The organism is Pseudomonas sp. BMW13, assembly GCF_013357275.1.
Taxonomy (GTDB): domain Bacteria; phylum Pseudomonadota; class Gammaproteobacteria; order Pseudomonadales; family Pseudomonadaceae; genus Aquipseudomonas; species Aquipseudomonas khazarica.
The window spans coordinates 53,783-72,095 of the sequence record NZ_SUKD01000018.1 but is presented as its reverse complement, the minus strand read 5'-3'; the positions used below and the strand labels follow the sequence as shown (position 1 = coordinate 72,095).

Here is an 18,313-nt window from a genome sequence, read left to right as displayed (position 1 = left end):
GGAGTGCGCACATGACTTTTTCCATCGTCGGGCGCTGCCCGGAGACCGGCCACCTCGGCATTGCCATCAGCTCCTCCAGCATTGCCGTCGGCGCGCGTTGCCCCTGGCTGCGTGCCGGGGTCGGCGCGGTGTCGACGCAGAACATCACCCTGCCGGCACTCGGTCCGCAGATCCTCGACCTGCTGGAAAGCGGGCTCGATCCCCAGGCGGCGCTGGACAAGGCGCTGGGCAGCAACGGCTATGGCCAGTATCGCCAGGTGACGGTGATCGACAGCCATGGTGCCAGCGCGCACTTCTCCGGTCGCGAAGCCCTCGGCATCCACCATGCGCGGGCGGGCGAGCAGTGCGTGGCGGCCGGCAACCTGTTGGCGAGCACGGCGGTGATCGAGGCCATGGTCGAGGCCTTCGAACAGGCCGACGGCGGCCTGCCGGATCGCCTGCTGGCGGCGATGCACGCGGCCATGGCGGCCGGCGGCGAGGCCGGGCCGGTGCACTCGGCGGCGCTGTCGGTGGTGGGTGATTTAGTTTGGCCGGTGGTCGACCTGCGCGTGGACTGGGCCGACCAGGACCCCATCGCGGAGCTGGACCGGCTCTGGCGCGCCTACGCGCCGCAGTTGCACGACTACATCACCCGCGCGCTCGACCCGACCGCCGCGCCCAGCTACGGCGTGCCGGGCGACGAGTAGGGTGGACGCCGCGTTGCTCGTCCACCGCGCGCCAGGGGGCTGGATACGGCTGCACACCTGCGTCACCGATCCCGGGCAGGGCTTTGGCCGCGACCAGGCGTGCCCTGTGTCGCCGCTGAAGCGCCTCCCACAACCACACACCACGCCCACCGCCCGCATGCGAGCGAGGAGGGCGGACGACGCGTTGTTCGTTCACCGCGTGGCTCCGTGCGGGTGGCGGGATACAGCGCCATCCACCCTGCGCATGCGCCGCCTTGTCCATTCACCCACGTACCGGTAACTGCCCCATGCCTGCCAGCCGCGACCTGCTCGCCGACCTGATCGCCTTCGACACCACCAGCCGCGAATCCAACCTCGCGCTGATCGACTACGTGCGTGATTACCTGGCGGGCTACGGAGTCTCCAGCGAGTTGCTGTTCAACGCCGAACGCAGCAAAGCCAACCTCTATGCGCGCATCGGTCCGAGTGGCGCGGGGGGCGTGATGCTGTCCGGCCACAGTGACGTGGTGCCGATAGACGGGCAGCACTGGACGGTGCCGGCCTTCGCCATGAGCGAGCGCGACGGACGCCTGTACGGGCGAGGTACGACGGACATGAAAGGCTTCATCGCCTGCGTGCTGGCGGCCGTGCCGGGCTTTCTGCGCCAGCCGCTGCGGCTGCCGCTGCATATCGCCATTTCCTATGACGAGGAGGTCGGTTGCCTCGGCGTGCGCAGCCTGGTCGAGCGTCTGCGCGGCAGCCACGAGCGCCCGGCCATCTGCCTGATCGGCGAGCCCACCGAGATGCGCCCGGTGCTCGGGCACAAGGGCAAGCTGGCGATGCGCTGCGAGGTGCACGGCGCCGCCTGCCATTCGGCCTACGCGCCGCAAGGGGTGAACGCCATCGAGTACGCGGCCCGGCTGATCGGCCAGCTGGGCGAGATCGGCACGCGCCTGGCGGCGCCCGAGCACCATGACCCGCGCTTCGACCCGCCTTACTCCACGCTGCAGGCCGGTGTGATCCAGGGCGGCCGGGCCCTGAACATCGTGCCCGCCGAGTGCCGTTTCGACTTCGAGATGCGCGCCTTGCCGGCCGATGATCCGCAGCAGGTCGCCAGTGAGCTGCGTGCCTACGCCGAGCGTGAACTGCTGCCGCGCATGCGGGCGGTGAGCGCGGACAGCGACATCCGCTTCAGCGAGCTGTCGAGTTATCCCGGCCTGCTGACCGATGCGGCCAGCGACGCCGCGCGTCTGCTGGCGCTGATCGCCGAACGCGAGGATTTCACCACCGTCGCCTTCGGCACCGAGGGCGGCCTGTTCGACGAGGCCGGCGTGGCCACCGTGGTCTGCGGCCCCGGCAGCATGGAGCAGGGGCACAAGCCGGACGAATTCGTCAGCCTCGAGCAGCTGGCCCGTTGCGACGCGATGCTGGCGCGGTTGGCGAGCTGGATGCAGCAGTCGGCTTCGCCAGCGGGAAAGCCTGCTCCTTCGACAGGATTCTCGGCGGCTGCGCCGTCCGCCTGAGCGAGCTGGCCAGCCAGGCCCTGGCTGGCGCAACCTTGCCTAGCTGCGATACAGCTTGAGGCTCTCGACCCGCTCCCGGTAGGCGCCGAGACGCTCCTTGAGCTGATCCTTGTGCTGGGTGGCGACGCAGTGCAGCAGCACGTTCAGCGCGCTGGTCAGGCCGCCGGTGGATTCGAGAATCAACCCGGTCTTGGTTTTCATGGTGACGATGTAGGGCGTTTCGATGTGGCGGGCGATACCATATTCGTCGGTGAACACCACCAGGTCGGTGCCCTGGCGCAGGCAGTTGTTGGCGAAGGCGATACCCGCGTCGGCATAGGGCGCGATGTCCACCAGGATCACGCAGCAACGCTGGTTGTGGCTGTCCAGCCATTGCCCCAGCACGCCGCTGTAGAGGTCGAGAAACTCCACCCCGGAACGCACCAGGGCCAGGCGATTGGCGAAGTCCTCGGCCAGCCCGCGAATGGTCTGGAAGCCGCAGACGAATACGCGCTCGGCCTCGCTGACACGCGCCACGATATCGCGCCAGTGCTGGCTGCCGAGTTGCTCGGCGAAGGCTCGCAGCGCTTCGATCTCCTCGTTCAGGTGGGTGACCAGATCTTCCGGCTGCTCGACCCGTTCGATCAGCGTCGGGTTGAGCAATGACTGCACGCGGACTTCGTCGCGGAGTTCGTCCTTCAGGCTCTTCAGGCCCTTGTAGCCGAGCCGGCGCAGGAAGCGGCTGACGGTGTTGGGGCTGACGCCGCTCTTGCTCGCGAGGCTGGCGCCGTTCTCGAACGCCAGCGTCTCCAGGTTGGCCTGGATATAGGCCCAGAGGGTGCGCTCGGCCGGCGTCAGCTTGCCTTCCAGGTGTTGCATCTTGCCATCGAGCATGTCCGTTTCCTTTGCCATGCCAAATTCTTCTGACATTTAAATGTCAGAGTGTTGATCTTTGGAAGAAATATATTCTACCCTGCATCCGTAACGCAAAAGAGCTGTCGATTGACCGCCGTTCGGGTGAGGAAGCCAGCAGAAGTCTTTCCGCCTCGTTGTCGACGCTCGCGAATTCCTGCCGCAACAAGCAAATGTCGCGCCCTGACGCGACCAGAACAGTGGAGAACAGGAACATGCTCAAGCTGCGTCATCTCACCCTGTGTGTCGCCCTCGGTGGCACGAGCGCTACCGCCCTGGCTGCCGAGGAACTGCACCTCTACAACTGGGGCGACTACATCAACCCCGAGGTACTGACTCGGTTTTCCGCCGAAACCGGCATCAAGGTGTCACTCGATACCTATGGCAGCAACGAAGAGATGCTGGCCAAGTTGCAGGCCGGTGCCAAGGGCTATGACATCGTCTTTCCCTCGGTACACATGCACGACACCATGGCCGTGCTCGATCTGCTGGAAAAGACCGACATCAATCAGGACCCGGCCTTCGCCAATATCGACCCTGCCTTTCTGCGTGCCAAGTCCGATCCCAAGGGTGAGTACTGCATGCCTTACGCCTGGGGCACGGTGGGCATCTTCTACAACAAGAACAAGGTGTCCAAGCCGATCGAGAGCTGGGACGACTTCTTTGCCGAGGCTCAGGCCGGCAAGAAGGTGATCCTGCTCGACGACATGCGCGAGACCCTCGGCGTCGGCCTGATCAAGGACGGCAAGTCGGTCAACACCACCAACGCCGCGGAGCTCAAGCAGGCCGCTGACTGGCTGATCGAGCGCAAGCCGCTGGTCTCCGCCTTCACCTACGACAGCGTGCCGATGGTGCAGTCCGGCGACGCCGCTGCCGCGCACTACTTCGTCGGCGCCATGATGTACGTGAAGCAGGACCCGCAGAACCTCGCCTACGTCATCCCCAAGGAAGGCGCGACCATGTACCAGGAAGACGTCTGCGTGCTCAAGAGTGCGCCGAACAAGGCGGCTGCCAAGCGCTTCATGAGCTTCCTGCTGCAACCGGAAATCGCCGCGCTGAACACCGCGCAGCAGATGAACGGCACGCCGAACCGGGAAGCGCTCAAGCTGCTGCCGGCCGAGCTGCGTGACAACCCGCAGGTCAACCCGCCGGCCGAGGTGATGGCCAAGCTGCAGATCTTCGGCGACCTGGGCAAGGGCCTGAAACAGTACGACCGGGTCTGGACACGCGTGCGTACCGCCAACTGAGCCGGCCCGTGCCGCCAGCTCGCGGCTGAAGCCCTCCCACGGATTGCAGGTTCCCTGTGGGAGGGCTTCAGCCGCGATCACTCCGATATCAGTGGAGTCCTCCATGACCGCTTTCACCCAAACTGCGCCGGTGGTCGAGATCCGTGGCGCGGTGAAACACTACCGTGCACCGGAAGGGCATCTGGTGCGTGCCCTCGACGGTCTCGATCTGGCCGTGGGCAGCAACGAGTTCGTCACCCTGCTGGGGCCATCGGGCTGCGGCAAGACCACCCTGCTGCGAACCATCAGCGGCTTCGAGCAGCTGGACGGTGGTGAGCTGCTGATCCAGGGGCAGCCGATGAACAGCGTGCCGCCCTACAGACGCCCGGTGCACACGGTGTTCCAGAGCTACGCACTGTTTCCGCACATGAGCATCGGCGACAACGTCGGCTACGCGCTGGACGTGCGCGGCGTGGGCAAGGCCGAGAAGCGCCAGCGTGTCGGCGAGGCGCTGGAGCTGGTAGGCCTCGCCGGCATGGAGCGGCGCAAGCCGGGCCAGCTTTCCGGTGGTCAGCAGCAGCGCGTGGCGCTGGCCCGCGCCATCGTCGACCGGCCGGCGCTGTTGCTGCTCGACGAGCCGCTGTCCGCCCTCGACCGCCAGCTGCGCCAGGCCATGCAGCGCGAGCTGAAGAACCTGCAGCACGAGCTGGGCATCGCCTTCGTCTTCGTCACCCACGACCAGGAGGAAGCGCTGACCATGAGCGACCGCATCGTCGTGCTCAATGGCGGGCATATCCAGCAGATCGGTGCGCCGGCGGAGATCTACCACCGTCCGGCCAACGCCTTCGTCGCCGGTTTCATTGGCGAGAGCAACCTGTTCGACGCGCACGTCAGCGCCATCGATGCTGGCGTCGCCTACCTGCTCGATAGCCAGGGCGATTTGCTGCATGCGCGTCACCCGGCGCTGTGCGTTGGCCAGTACGTCCAGCTCATGCTGCGCCCCGAGCAGTTTTCCCTGCACTGTCCTGGCGAGGGCTTCGCCGCCGTGGAGGGCCGCCTGGAGCAACTGCTGTTCATCGGCAAGGATTTCGAACTGCTGCTGCGCACCGCCCATGGGCGGCAGATCAAGGCCGTGTTGCGCGATGTCGCGCAGCCGCAACTGCAACGCCTGCGCACGGGTGACAGCGTGCAGCTGTGGTACGGCCTGGAGGCCGCGCACCTGATCGCGGGAGGTGCCTGATGCCGTTGCGCGAGCGCTTGCGCCTGCTGGGGCTGCTGAGCCCGGTGACGGCGATCATCGGGGTGTTCTTCCTGACCCCGCTGGCCATCATGGCCCTCTACAGCCTGCTCGAGCCGGGGCTGTACGGCGGCGTGGAGTGGAGCTTCTATCCCGACAACTTCGGTCGCGTGCTGGGCTGGGCCGACGGCAGCAACGAGGAGTTCGATCCGGTCTACCTGGAGATCATCCTGCGCTCGTTCAAGCTGGCCGCGTTCACCGTGCTGGCGACCCTGGCGCTGTGCTACCCGGCGGCCTTCTGGGTGGCGCGGCAGCCAGAGCGGATGCGCAACTTCTGCCTGTTCCTGATCACCCTGCCGTTCTTCACCAGCCTAATCGTGCGCCTCTACGCCTGGCTGCTGATCCTGCGTCCCAGCGGCTTCATCAACACCACGCTGCTGGCGCTGGGCATCCATAACCCGCTGGAGCTGATCTACACCGAGACGGCGGTGCTGATCGGCATGACCTACATCTTCATCCCGTTCATGTTCATGCCGGTGTATGCCAGCGTGGAGAAACTCGACAAGCGCCTGCTGGAGGCGTCGGCGGACCTCGGTGCGAGCCGCTGGCAGAGCTTCTGGAAGGTGATCTTCCCGCTGACCCTGCCGGGCATCGCCGCCGGTTCGATCATCGTCTTCATCCCCAGCCTGGGTAACTTCATCGTGCCGTCGCTGCTCGGTGGCGCGCGCGTGCTGATGATCGGCAGCCTGGTCGAGCAACAGTTCCTCGCCGCGCGCAACTGGCCGTTCGGTGCCGCCCTGGCGATGCTGCTGATGGCGGCGGTGCTGGTCTGTCTGCTGCTCTACGTGCTGGCCCAGGGGCGCAACGCTGCGCAGGAGGCCAGCCGATGAACGCACTGATCGCCCGCCTCGGGCGCCGTCTGCTGGGCGGCTACAGCCTGGCGTTCTTCGTCTTCCTGTACCTGCCGATCGGCCTGATCGTCGCCTACTCGTTCAACGGCAACCCGATCAACATGATGATCTGGGACGGCTTCAGCCTGGACTGGTATCGCTCGCTGCTGGGGCTGTCCACCAGCCTCAGCGAGAACGCGCTGTATATCGAGTCCACCGACCAGCTGCTGGCCGCGCTACGCACCAGCCTGGTGGTCGCGCTGAGCACCACGGCGATCTCCACGCTGGTCGGGACGCTCACCGCCTTGGCGCTGGCGCGCTATCGCTTCCGCCTGCGGACGTTCTACCGAGTGCTGCTGTTCATGCCGATGCTGATGCCCGACATCGTGCTCGGCATCGCCCTGCTGATCTTCTTCGTCGGAGTCGGCATGCCGCTGGGCAAGGGCTCGATCATCATCGGCCACTGCACCTTCCTGATCAGCTACGTGTTCCTCATCGTCAGCGCGCGGCTGGCGGGCATGGACACGCGCCTGGAGGAGGCTTCTGCCGACCTGGGGGCCTCGCCCTGGACCACGTTCCGCCGCGTGACCCTGCCGCAGATCCTGCCCGGGGTGATCGGTGGTGCGTTGCTGGCGTTCATCATCTCGATGGACGATCTGGTGATCACCTACTTCATCGCCGGCGTCGATTCGACCACCTTGCCGGTGTTCATCTACGGCATGATCCGTCGCGGCATCAAGCCGGAGATCAACGCCATCGCCACCCTGTTGCTGCTCGCCTCGCTGCTGATCGCGGCGGTCGGCCTGTACCTGCGCAACCGCAAGCCCGCCACTTCTCAGGATGACTCCCATGGCTAAACCTCGTGCCCGTGACCTCGGCCTGCCGCTGCCCGGTATCAGCGGGCCGCACAACGCCATCACCGACGTGCCAGGCGTACTGGTGGGTTACCGTACGCTCAACGGTGTGGCGGCCAACGGCCGGCGTATCCAGACCGGCGTCACCGCCATCCTGCCGCGTGGTCGCGAAGCCGAGCCGCAGCCGGTGTGGGCGGGCTTCCATGCGCTCAATGGCAACGGCGAGATGACCGGCACGCACTGGATCGAGCATGGCGGCTATTTCGTCGGCCCGCTGTGCATCACCAACTCGCACAGCGTCGGCATCGTCCACCACGCCGCCACGCGCTGGACCATCGACCACTACGCGGCGGCCTGGCAACGCGAGCACCTGTGGGCCATGCCGGTGGTGGCCGAGACCTACGACGGGGTGATCAACGACATCAACGGTCAGCACGTCAGCGAGGCCGATGCCCTGGCCGCGCTGGACGCCGCCGCTGGCGGGCCGATCGCCGAGGGCAACGTCGGCGGTGGCAACGGCATGATCTGCTACGGCTACAAAGGCGGCACCGGCAGCGCCTCGCGGCGGATCGAGATCGACGGCCAGACCTACACCCTCGGTGCCCTGGTACAGGCCAACCACGGCCAGCGCGCCTGGCTCAAGGTGTGCGGCGTGGCAGTCGGCGAGCGCCTGGAGGATGAGCTGCCGCAAGGGCTGGAGCGTGAGCGCGGTTCGATCATCGTCATCCTCGCCACCGATGCCCCCTTGCTGCCGCACCAGCTCAAGCGCCTGGCGCAACGCGCCGGTCTCGGCATCGCCCAGGGCGGCACGCCCGGTGGCAACAACTCTGGCGACATCTTCCTCGCCTTCAGCGTGGCCAATCCACGGCCCTTGCCGCAGGTCTCGGTCATCCGCCAGAGCCTCGACTACCTCAGCGACGAATGCTGCGACGCCCTCTACCTGGCCGCCGTGCAGGCCACCGACGAGGCGGTGCTCAACGCCATGCTGGCTGCAGAGGACGCCCCGATGCAGAAGCCCGAGGGCATCTGCCGGGCCATCGACGGCGAGCGCCTGCGCGCGCTGGTGACGGGCTAGCCCCGTCACGCTGCACTGCATTTGCGAGGCCGCGCACGGTGCTGCGCCTGCCTTCTGCTAAGGTGGCGCGCGAAGACACCGAGGGAATGGCAGGAGGCCGCTGGTGAAGCGTGGATGGCTACTGGGAATGGCGCTGCTGGTGGCGCTGCCACTGGGTTACACCAAGATCATGGGGCGCCTGGCGGGCGGCCCGGAGCCCGCGCCGGTGGCGGCCGAACAGGCGGACCTGATCACCGTGGACAAGGCGCAGCGGCGCATGCAGCTGTGGCGCGACGGCCAGGTGCTGGGCGAGTACCGCATCGCCCTCGGTGCGGCCGGCGATGCCGGGCACAAGCAGCGCGAGGGGGATGAGCGTACCCCCGAGGGGCGCTACCTGATCGACTGGCGCAACCCCAGGTCGATGGCCTACCTGAGCCTGCACATCTCCTACCCCAATGCCCGGGACGAGGCCGCGGCTGCGGCGCGCGACGAGGCGCCAGGCGGCAATATCATGATCCATGGCCTGCCCAATGGCTGGGGCTGGCTGGGTCCGCTGCACCATCTCTGGGACTGGACCGATGGCTGCATCGCCGTGAGCAACGACGAGATGCGCGAGATCTGGCTGCGCGTGGCGAACGGCACGCCCATCGAGATTCACTGAGCCGAAGGATGGCGTGAGCGGCGGCCCTTGTGCTTCCATCGCCGGTCCCGTTTCAACCTGCGACAAGGACGACCCATGGTCACCTGCTACCAGCGTTACATCGTCGATGCGTACAAGCTCGAGGAATTCGAGCATTACGCCAAGCTGTGGATTCCCCTGGTGGAGAAGTTCGGCGGTACGCACCACGGCTACTTCCTGCCATCGGAAGGCGCCAACAACGTGGCCCTGGCGCTGTTCAGCTTCCCCAGCCTGGCCGAATACGAGCGCTATCGCCAGGATTCGCTGGCCGACGCCGACTGCCAGGCCGCCTTCCGCTACGCCGAGGACACGCGCTGCATCCTCAGCTACGAGCGCAGCTTCTTCCGTCCTGTGTTCGACTAGGCGACGGCCCCGGACTGCATCCAGGCGATATGAGCAGCGCTGCCTGTAGCCCGGATGCAATCCGGGAACTCGTTCAGAGCGGTGCCGCCTCGCCCAGCTCTTCCTTGCAGTAATCGACGAACAGCCGGGCCGGCTTGGTCAGCTGGGCGCGCTTGAGCCAGGCGGCCACCAGGCCGGAGCCGGTGACGTCCTCGGCGATGTTCACGCAGGCCACCTGCTTGCCGTCGTAGGTGGTGTTGCAGTGCGGGCGCGTGACCAGCACGGAGAAACCGAAGCCCTGGCCGACCATGCCGCGCACCATCTCGATCGAGGGCGAGCTGAACAGGATGTTGGGCGACAGGCCCAGCTCCTCGAAGATGCTGACGAAGTAGTTCCGGCTCGGCAGCACGTCGAGCAGGATCATCGGGTCGAGCGCCAGGTCGCGCAGCGACACCTGGGCCTGGGCGGCGAAGCGGTGGCCCTCGGGCAGCAGCGCGTAGGGGCGCTGCGGCGGCATCAGCGGTTCGGTCTCGATGGTGCCGTCGAGGTCATGCTCGTAGAAGATCGCCAGGTCGAAGCGGCCGGCTGTCAGGCCCTGCACCAGTTCATGCTGCTCGCCGTCATGCAGGCGAATCTCCACGCCCGGGTAGCGCTGGCGAAAGCCGGCGATCAGGCGTGGCAGGTACAGCGGCGCGACCGTCTCGAAACAGCCGATGTCGATCTGCCCGGCCACCACGTCGTTGTCGGCCAGGGCGTTCTGCTCGAACTCACGGGCCATGCGCAGCAGTTCCTGCGCCTTGCGGTAGAAGCGCGCCCCGCCCGGGGTGAGCGAGACCCCCTGGGCGTGGTGACGGATGAACAGCTGCACACCGAAGCTTTCTTCCAGGCCCTTGATCGCCGTGGAGATCGACGGCTGCGCGATGTACAGCTTGCGTGACGCCTCGGCGACGCTGCCGCATTCGACGGTGGTGACGAAGTACTTGAGTTGACGCAAGGTGTAGGCAGCCACGCAAACCTCTGATGATGTTCGTTGCGACGTTCACCATACCCGCACTCGGGTGCCGTGCAGGTGAGCATCTTCTTTGCCAGTGGCCATATTTTTGCTGGCCAGCGGCGTCTGCACGACTGCCTGCAAAAGCCGTACACGCCCGGGGTGATCGCCAGGGCGCTGCCGCGATCGGCTCGCCGGGCAGGCCTGGGCGCGCAGCGGGGCGAATTCGACTACCGCGAACGGGCCGCCGTGCCGATGAGCATGCGCTGAAAGAGTGCGCCCGCCAATCCCGTCATGGCGCGGCGCCGGCAGGCATGTCGCGGCGTCACGGGGGCGTTGGCGATGCGTGCACAAGGAGCTGGCGAGCTGCACTGCTTTGGTGCTGGCGTGACGAGCTTTTTCGTATGTCCCGGCGACATTTTTAATATTTTTCCTATCTTCGGGCTTGCGCCACCATCAGTTCCGCAACCACCAGACGGTTAAGGGGACTGCGGTGTACGAACTCAGCGACTGGCAGCAACGCGCTCGGCAGCAAGGCTTCATCGAACAGGCCATCATCGGTGGGCGCCGTGTGGCGGCGCAGTCCGGCGCCACCTTCGCGGCGGTCAACCCGGCCAGCGGCCAGGTGCTGGCGCAGGTCGCCGCCTGTGCTGAAGCCGAGGTCGATCTGGCCGTGCGCAGTGCCCGCCAGGCGTTCGAAGCGGGTGTCTGGTCGCAACGCACGCCGGCCGAGCGCAAGCAGGTGCTGCTGCGCCTGGCCGAGCTGATCCTGGCCAATCGCGATGAGCTGGCGCTGCTCGACTCGCTGAACATGGGCAAGCCGGTGATGGACGCCTGGAACATCGACGTGCCCGGCGCCGCCGGCGTGTTCCGCTGGTACGCGGAAAGCCTCGACAAGCGCTACGACGAAGTCGCTCCCAGCGCGGCCAACGTGCTGGCCACCATCACGCGCGAGGCGCTGGGCGTGGTCGCCGCCGTGGTGCCGTGGAACTTCCCGCTGGACATGGCCGCCTGGAAGCTCGCCCCGGCGCTGGCGGCCGGCAACTCGGTGGTGCTCAAGCCTGCCGAGCAGTCGCCATTCTCCGCCTTGCGCCTGGCCGAACTGGCGCTTGAGGCCGGCCTGCCGGAAGGCGTGCTGAACGTGGTGCCGGGGCTCGGCGAGGCTGCCGGCAAGGCCCTTGGCCTGCACATGGACGTCGACTGCCTGGCCTTCACCGGCTCCACCGAGGTGGGTAAATACTTCATGGCTTACTCGGCGCAGTCCAACCTCAAGCAGGTGTGGCTGGAGTGCGGCGGCAAGAGCGCCAATCTGCTGTTCGCCGATTGCCAGGACCTCGACCTGGCCGCCGAGAAGGCGGCCTTCGGCATCTTCTTCAACCAGGGCGAAGTGTGCTCGGCCAACTCGCGCCTGCTGGTGCAGCGCTCGATCCACGACCAGTTCGTCGAACGCCTGCAGGCTCGGGCGCGCGACTGGCTGCCCGGCGATCCGCTGGATCCGGCCAGCCGTGCCGGCGCCATCGTCGAGACGCGGCAGACGGCGCGGATCATGGACTTCATCGCCGGCGCCCGGGCCGAGGGGGCGCGCCTCGTCGCCGGCGGCCGGCAACTGACGATCGGCGGCTCGGACAACTTCGTCGAGCCGACCATCTTCACCGGCGTGGCGCCGAACAGTCGCCTGGCCCGCGAGGAAGTCTTCGGCCCGGTGCTGGCGGTGCTGCCGTTCGACAGCGAGGACGAGGCCGTGGCCCTGGCCAACGACAGCGTCTACGGCCTGGCCGCCTCGCTGTGGAGCGACGACCTCAACCGCGCCCATCGCGTTGCCCGCCGCCTCAAGGCTGGCACCGTCTCGGTCAACACCGTCGATGCGCTGGACGTCACCACGCCCTTTGGCGGTGGCCGGCAGTCCGGCTTCGGCCGCGACCTGTCGCTGCATTCGTTCGACAAGTACACGCAACTTAAAACGACATGGTTCCAGCTCCGCTGAGCTGATGACCGGATAACCCAGGAGCCTTGCGATGACTGCCCCGAAGCACACGACTCAGGAATATCAGGCGCTGGATGCGGCGCACCATATCCACGCCTTTCTCGATCAGAAAGCGCTCAACGAGGAGGGTGCGCTGGTCATCGCCAAGGGCCAGGGCCTCAACCTCTGGGACAGCGACGGCAAGCGCTATCTGGACGGCATGTCCGGGCTGTGGTGCACCGCGCTGGGCTATGGCCGTGCCGACCTGAATGCCGCAGCCAGCCGTCAGCTGGAGGAGCTGCCGTACTACAATCTGTTCTTCCACACCACGCATCCGCGCGTGGTGGAGCTGTCCGAGCTGCTCTTCAGCCTGTTGCCGGCGCACTACAGCCACGCCATCTACACCAACTCCGGCTCCGAGGCCAACGAGGTGCTGATCCGCACCGTGCGCCGCTACTGGCAGGTGGTCGGCAAGCCGAGCAAGACAATCATGATCGGCCGCTGGAACGGCTATCACGGCTCCACCCTGGGCAGCACCGCGCTCGGCGGCATGGGCTTCATGCATGAAATGGGCGGCATGCTGCCGGGCTTCGCCCACATCGGTGAGCCCTACTACTTCGCCGAGGGCGGCGAGCTGAGCGAGGAGGCCTTCGGGCTCAAGGCGGCGCGCGAGCTGGAAGCGAAGATTCTCGAGCTGGGTGCCGAGAACGTCGCGGCCTTCGTCGCCGAGCCGTTCCAGGGCGCCGGCGGCATGATCTTCCCGCCGCCCAGCTACTGGGCCGAGGTGCAGCGCATCTGCCGCCAGTACGACGTGCTGCTGTGCGCCGACGAGGTGATCGGTGGCTTCGGCCGCACCGGCGAATGGTTCGCCCACCAGCACTTCGGCTTCGAGCCGGACACCCTGACCATCGCCAAGGGCCTGACCTCCGGCTACATCCCCATGGGAGGCCTGGTGCTGGGCAAGCGCATCGCCGATGCCCTGGTGCAGGAAGGCGGCGTGTTCGCCCATGGCCTGACCTATGCCGGCCATCCGGTGGCGGCGGCCGTGGCGATCGCCAACCTCACCGCGCTGCGTGACGAACGCATCGTCGAGCGGGTGAAGGCCGACACCGGCCCCTACCTGCAGAAGCTGCTGCGCGAGACCTTCGCGGATCACCCGCTGATCGGCGACGTCCAGGGCACCGGCCTGGTCGCCGCGCTGCAGTTCGCCGAAGACAGGGCCACGCGCAAGCGTTTCGCCAACGAGAACGACATCGCCTGGCACTGCCGCACTGTCGGCTTCGACGAGGGCCTGATCATCCGCTCCACCCTCGGTCGCATGATCATGGCGCCGGCCCTGGTGGCCACCCACGCCGAGCTGGACGAGCTGGTGGAGAAGACCCGGCGCGCGGTGGATCGCACCGGGCGCGAGCTGAACCTGCTGTAACAGGCGAGATGTACCCGTAGGAGCGGCTGGGCGGAATGCCGCCCAGCCGCTCCTGCGAAAGCGAACAAAGCGACAGGCATCACCCGGAACCGCCCCGCAGAGGGCGGCAAGAACCAGGATCGGCCCGACGAGGCTGGCCCCATGCACATGCAATTCGGCCCCTGGCCAATCCTGCCCCACGTAAACCAATAACGAGCCAACAGGCTGTGGGAGTGCTTCATGAAATCATCCTTGCGCCACCGTTTCGTCCGTACCTTCGCCTGCACCGCACTGGCTGCCGGCATGGCCACCAGCGCCCAGGCCGGCACCCTGTCCATCGGCCACACCACCTGGGTCGGCTACGGCACCCTGTACCTGGCCCGTGACCTGGGCTACTTCAAGGACGCCGGCCTCGACCTGCAGCTGACCACCATCGAGGAAGCCTCGATGTACATGGCCGCTCAGGCCTCGGGCAAGCTGTCCGGCTCGGCCTCGACCATCGACGAGATCCTCAAGTACCGCTCCAAGGACTTCTGCTTCAAGGCCGTGGCCGCGCTGGACGAATCCCACGGCGGCGACGGCATCGTGGTGCAGGAGGGCATCGCCGACATGCAGGGCCTCAAGGGCAAGGCAGTGGCGGTCAACGAGGGTTCGGTGTCGCAGTTCTGGCTGAGCTACCTGCTGAAGAAGGCCGGCATGAGCATGAGCGACATCGAGGTGCAGAACATGACGGCCGACGACGCCGCCTCGGCCTTCATCGCCGGTCACGTGCCCGCCGCGGTGACCTGGGAGCCGAACCTGACCATGGTCAAGCAGAAGGGCAGCGGCAAGGTGCTGGTCGACAGCGGCGAGACGCCCGGCGTGATCGTCGACGTGGTGGCACTGGACTGCGACGTCATCGAGAAGCAGCCGGAAGACGTCAAGGCGCTGGTCGCCGGCCTGTACAAGGCGGTCGAGTTCACCCGGAGCAACCCGGAGAAGGCCCACGAGATCATGGCCAAGGGCGTTGGCGGCTACCTGTCCGATCCCAAGGACCTGGCCGAAGCGGCCAAGGGCGTGAAGTTCTACGACCAGGCCATGAGCGAGAAGCTGCTCGGTACTCCCGGCAAGGCCGGTGACATCGCCGAGATCATCAAGCTGGCCAACGAAACCTGGAGCAGCCTGCAGGGCAAGCCTTACGCGGTGAGCTACGAGGATCTGGTGGATACCTCGTTCGTCACGCCGTAACCCTTCTGCGCAGAAGGGGCCCTGTGGGAGGGGCTTCAGCCGCGAGCGTCGCCGCTGAAGCGCCCCCACGGTGCCCGCCCCAGCGGCAGAGGGGCCGACTGTGCGCTCAGCTTCTTCAATACCCGCAACACGAGGTGGTTCATGGCCACGCAAAAATCCTGGGTGCAGCGCTGCCTGACCCCGAAAGTCGATCTGCCGGGCCGTCTGGTGCTCGGCGTCAGTGGCCTGTGCTGGCTGCTGGTGCTTGGCCTGTGGGCCGTCCTGTCCTATGGCGGCGTGGTGCCGTCGATGTTTCTGCCGACCCCCGGCGACGTGGTCGCCGCTGGCGTGCGCCTGGCCGCCGACGGCACCCTGAGCAAGCATGTGCTGGCCAGCCTGGAAGTGGTGCTGATCGGCTTCGTCGTGTCTTCCCTGGTGGCGGTGCCGCTGGGCCTGCTGATGGGCAGCTTCCGCATCGTCCAGGCGTTTCTCGAGCCGCTGGTCAACTTCATCCGCTACCTGCCGGTGACCAGCTTCGTGCCGCTGTTCATCCTGTGGATCGGTATCGGCCTGGAACAGCGCGTCTCGGTGATCATCTTCGGCGTGTTCTTCCAGCAACTGGTGATGATCGCCGACGTCTCCAAGGGCGTCTCGCGGGACCTGCTCAACGCCAGCTACACCCTCGGCGCCAGCCGCCGTGACGTGGTGCTGCACGTGCTGGCGCCGGCTTCCCTGCCCGGCATCCTCGACACGCTGCGCGTGACCATGGGCTGGGCCTGGACCTACCTGGTGGTGGCCGAACTGGTCGCCGCCTCCAGCGGCCTCGGTTACATCAGCCTCAAGGCCATGCGTGGCTTCCAGGTGGATGTGATCTTCCTCGCCATCGCCATCATCGGCCTGCTCGGGCTGATCACCGATCAACTGTTCCGTCTGCTTCGACTGAGGATTGCCGCATGGGCGCAATAGCCAAGAAACCCTACATCATGCCGGCGCTCAGTCAGTACGCCGACGTCGCCGCACGGCTCAAGGTGGACAACGTCAGCCTGCGCTACCAGTCGCCTGCGGGGGACACCTTCACCGCGCTGGAGCGGGTCTCCTTCGAGGTGCCGGACCAGCAGTTCGCGGTCATCGTCGGCCCCTCCGGCTGCGGCAAGTCGAGCCTGCTGTACCTCACCGCCGGCCTCAACGAACCGACCGAGGGCGATATCTACGTCGGCGGGCGCAAGGTCGATGGCCCCGGTGCCGACCGTGGCATGGTGTTCCAGGGCTACACCCTGTTCCCCTGGCTCACGGTGCGCCAGAACATCGAGTTCGGCCTCAAGCGCCGGGGGCTGCCGGCCACCGAGATGCGCACCATCGTCGAGTTCTACCTGCAGGAAGTCGGCCTGGACAAGTTCGCCGAGCATTTTCCCAAGCAGCTCTCCGGCGGCATGATGCAGCGCGTGGCCATCGCCCGGGCATTGGCCAACGACCCGCAGATCCTGCTGATGGACGAACCCTTCGGCGCCCTCGACAGCCAGACCCGCCTGCAGATGCAGCAGCTGCTGCTGCAGGTCTGGGGCAACAGCAAGAAGACCGTGGTGTTCGTCACCCACGACATCGATGAAGCCATCCTGCTCGCCGACCGTATCTACGTGATGGGCGCGCGTCCGGGGCGGATCAAGGAAATCCTCGACGTGCCGATCGAGCGTCCGCGCAACCTCGACGTGGTGATGGAGCCCGAGTTCATCCGCATGAAGCGGCACATCCTCGGTCTGCTGCACGACGACATGGAAGAGGTGCACTGAGATGGCGGACAGCTTCGACTACCTGATCGTCGGGGCCGGTTCGGCCGGCTGCGTGCTGGCCAACCGCCTGAGCGCGGACCCGGCCGTGCGCGTCTGTCTGATCGAGGCCGGCGGCAGCGACGCCAGCCCACGGGTGCAGGTGCCGGCTGGCACCATCACCCTGTACAAGAGCCGCGTGTTCAGCTGGAACTACTTCTCCGCGCCGCAGCGCCACCTCGCCGGGCGTCGTCTGCACACCCCGCGTGGCAAGGCCCTCGGCGGCTCCAGTGCGATGAACAGCATGATCTACATCCGTGGCGACGCCAGCGACTACGACCGTTGGGAAGCCGCCGGCTGCCCCGGCTGGGGCTGGCGCGACGTGCTGCCGTACTTCAAGAAATCCGAGGGCAACCGCCTCGGCCAGTCCCTGCATTACCACGGCACGCTGGGCGAACTGCTGGTGGACAAGCCGCGCGACCCCAACCCGTTGTCCGAGCGTTACATCAGCGCCGCCAGCCATATCGGCCTGCGCCGCAACGACGATTTCAACGGCGGCAGCCTGGAGGGGGTCGGCCTGTACAACGTCACCCAGAAGGACGCCAGGCGTCTGTCCAGCTACCGCGCCTTCGTCGCCCCGGTACGCCAGCGCAGCAACCTCACCGTGCTGACCGGCTGCGAGGTGGAGCGCCTGCTGCTCGACGGCGAGCGCGTCAGCGGCCTGGAACTGCGCGAGAAGGGCCAGTGGCGCACCTTGCAGTGCAGCCGCGAGACCATCCTCTGCGCCGGTGCGCTGGGCTCGCCGCACATCCTGCTGAAATCCGGCATCGGCCCCAGGGCCGAGCTGGAGACGGCGGGCGTGGCCAGCAAGGTCGACCTGCCCGGAGTCGGCAAGAACCTCCAGGACCATATCGACGGCACGCTCACCGTGCGCTCGAAGAGCCCGCTGTCGCTGGGCTTCTCCATCGGCTCGCTGCCCAAGGTGCTGGCCTCGCCGTTCCAGTACCTGGCGCGCAGGATGGGCTGGCTGACCACCAACTACGTCGAGGCCGGCGGCTTCGCCCGCACGCCGCTGGCGGGTGACCTGCCGGACGTGCAGATGCACTTCGTGCCGGGTTATCGCAGCCATCGCGGGCGCCTGTTCGAGTGGGGCCATGGCTACGCCATCCACACCTGCGTGCTGCGCCCGAAAAGCGTCGGCGAGGTGCGCCTGGGCGAGGGCCGCAGCCTGAGCATCGACTTCAACTTCCTCAGCGACGAGGCCGACGCGCGGGTGCTGGTGGAGGGGGTCAAGCTGGCGCGCAGCATCCTCGCCCAGCCGGAGTTCGACGCCATTCGTGGCAAGGAGATGCTGCCCGGCGCCCAGGTACAGAGTGACGAACAGCTGCTGGCGCACCTGCGCGAGAACGCCGCCACGGTGTTCCACCCGGTGGGCACCTGCAAGATGGGCACGGACGAGGCCGCCGTGGTCTCGCCGCAGCTCAGGGTGCGCGGCCTGAGCAACCTGCGCGTGGCCGATGCCTCGATCATGCCGACGCTGATCAGCGGCAACACCAACGCGCCGTGCATCATGATCGGCGAACGCGCTGCGGAGATGATCCTGCGCGGCTGAACGGGGTTGCGG

17 protein-coding genes and 1 pseudogene are annotated in these 18,313 nt (G+C 66.8%); 16 read left to right on the top strand and 2 right to left on the bottom strand.

Going from position 1 to position 18,313, the window contains the following annotated elements; genetic code table 11:
* The first annotated feature begins 11 nt into the window (after positions 1-11).
* A complete protein-coding gene (locus tag E4487_RS14370) occupies positions 12-686 on the top strand; it encodes a DUF1028 domain-containing protein (protein ID WP_175253697.1) in 675 nt (224 codons plus the stop codon).
* Positions 687-973: 287 nt separating this feature from the next.
* Positions 974-2,122 (top strand): annotated as a pseudogene (gene argE, locus E4487_RS14365) (acetylornithine deacetylase); the annotation flags it as partial.
* A gap of 105 nt (positions 2,123-2,227) precedes the next feature.
* Here argE and E4487_RS14360 read toward each other — a convergent pair.
* On the bottom strand, positions 2,228-3,079 hold the full coding sequence (locus E4487_RS14360) for a MurR/RpiR family transcriptional regulator (protein WP_230622793.1): 852 nt from the start codon (positions 3,077-3,079) through the stop codon (positions 2,228-2,230).
* A gap of 215 nt (positions 3,080-3,294) precedes the next feature.
* Here E4487_RS14360 and E4487_RS14355 point away from each other — a divergent pair, with 215 nt between their 5' ends.
* The 7 genes from E4487_RS14355 (at position 3,295) to E4487_RS14325 (ending at position 9,382) form a co-directional block, all read left to right on the top strand.
* Positions 3,295-4,326 carry a spermidine/putrescine ABC transporter substrate-binding protein gene (locus E4487_RS14355; protein ID WP_175253695.1) on the top strand — a complete coding sequence of 344 codons (1,032 nt, stop codon included), beginning with the start codon at positions 3,295-3,297 and terminating at the stop codon, positions 4,324-4,326.
* A gap of 103 nt (positions 4,327-4,429) precedes the next feature.
* Positions 4,430-5,545, top strand: a complete 1,116-nt coding sequence (locus E4487_RS14350; protein ID WP_175253694.1) for an ABC transporter ATP-binding protein — start codon at positions 4,430-4,432, stop codon at positions 5,543-5,545.
* Positions 5,545-6,432, top strand: a complete 888-nt coding sequence (locus E4487_RS14345; RefSeq protein ID WP_037051291.1) for an ABC transporter permease — start codon at positions 5,545-5,547, stop codon at positions 6,430-6,432. The genes E4487_RS14350 and E4487_RS14345 overlap by 1 nt, the downstream gene beginning before the upstream one ends.
* Positions 6,429-7,289, top strand: coding sequence for an ABC transporter permease (locus tag E4487_RS14340; protein WP_037051294.1), 861 nt, complete (start codon positions 6,429-6,431; stop codon positions 7,287-7,289). Before E4487_RS14345 ends, E4487_RS14340 begins: the two co-directional genes overlap by 4 nt.
* Complete coding sequence (locus E4487_RS14335; RefSeq protein ID WP_175253693.1) at positions 7,282-8,361, top strand: P1 family peptidase; 1,080 nt, start codon at positions 7,282-7,284, stop codon at positions 8,359-8,361. Before E4487_RS14340 ends, E4487_RS14335 begins: the two co-directional genes overlap by 8 nt.
* A 103-nt stretch (positions 8,362-8,464) precedes the next feature.
* Positions 8,465-9,001, top strand: a complete 537-nt coding sequence (locus E4487_RS14330; protein WP_244230036.1) for a murein L,D-transpeptidase family protein — start codon at positions 8,465-8,467, stop codon at positions 8,999-9,001.
* A 75-nt stretch (positions 9,002-9,076) separates the two neighbouring features.
* The gene (locus tag E4487_RS14325; protein ID WP_175253692.1) at positions 9,077-9,382 is read left to right on the top strand and encodes an NIPSNAP family protein; all 306 of its coding nucleotides are present in this window, start codon (positions 9,077-9,079) and stop codon (positions 9,380-9,382) included.
* Between the two features lie 73 nt (positions 9,383-9,455).
* Here E4487_RS14325 and E4487_RS14320 read toward each other — a convergent pair whose 3' ends face one another.
* Entirely contained in the window at positions 9,456-10,370 is a 915-nt protein-coding gene (locus E4487_RS14320) for a LysR family transcriptional regulator (protein WP_175253691.1), read from the bottom strand.
* 60 nt (positions 10,371-10,430) lie between these two features.
* Between E4487_RS14320 and E4487_RS14315 the strand changes: the two genes are divergently transcribed.
* The 7 genes from E4487_RS14315 (at position 10,431) to E4487_RS14285 (ending at position 18,301) form a co-directional block, all read left to right on the top strand.
* Complete coding sequence (locus tag E4487_RS14315; RefSeq protein ID WP_175253690.1) at positions 10,431-10,622, top strand: hypothetical protein; 192 nt, start codon at positions 10,431-10,433, stop codon at positions 10,620-10,622.
* A 223-nt stretch (positions 10,623-10,845) separates the two neighbouring features.
* The gene (locus E4487_RS14310) at positions 10,846-12,336 is read left to right on the top strand and encodes an aldehyde dehydrogenase (protein WP_175253689.1); all 1,491 of its coding nucleotides are present in this window, start codon (positions 10,846-10,848) and stop codon (positions 12,334-12,336) included.
* Between the two features lie 31 nt (positions 12,337-12,367).
* Positions 12,368-13,741: an aspartate aminotransferase family protein gene (locus E4487_RS14305; RefSeq protein ID WP_134677670.1), complete on the top strand. Its 1,374-nt coding sequence runs from the start codon at positions 12,368-12,370 to the stop codon at positions 13,739-13,741.
* A 219-nt stretch (positions 13,742-13,960) separates the two neighbouring features.
* A complete protein-coding gene (locus tag E4487_RS14300) occupies positions 13,961-14,947 on the top strand; it encodes an ABC transporter substrate-binding protein (protein WP_175253688.1) in 987 nt (328 codons plus the stop codon).
* A gap of 141 nt (positions 14,948-15,088) precedes the next feature.
* Positions 15,089-15,892 carry an ABC transporter permease gene (locus E4487_RS14295; protein WP_037051317.1) on the top strand — a complete coding sequence of 268 codons (804 nt, stop codon included), beginning with the start codon at positions 15,089-15,091 and terminating at the stop codon, positions 15,890-15,892.
* Complete coding sequence (locus E4487_RS14290) at positions 15,880-16,713, top strand: ABC transporter ATP-binding protein (RefSeq protein ID WP_175253687.1); 834 nt, start codon at positions 15,880-15,882, stop codon at positions 16,711-16,713. The genes E4487_RS14295 and E4487_RS14290 overlap by 13 nt, the downstream gene beginning before the upstream one ends.
* A gap of 1 nt (position 16,714) precedes the next feature.
* Positions 16,715-18,301 (top strand): GMC family oxidoreductase, encoded by a 1,587-nt coding sequence (locus tag E4487_RS14285; RefSeq protein ID WP_175253686.1) that lies wholly within the window; start codon positions 16,715-16,717, stop codon positions 18,299-18,301.
* The last annotated feature ends 12 nt before the right edge of the window (positions 18,302-18,313 follow it).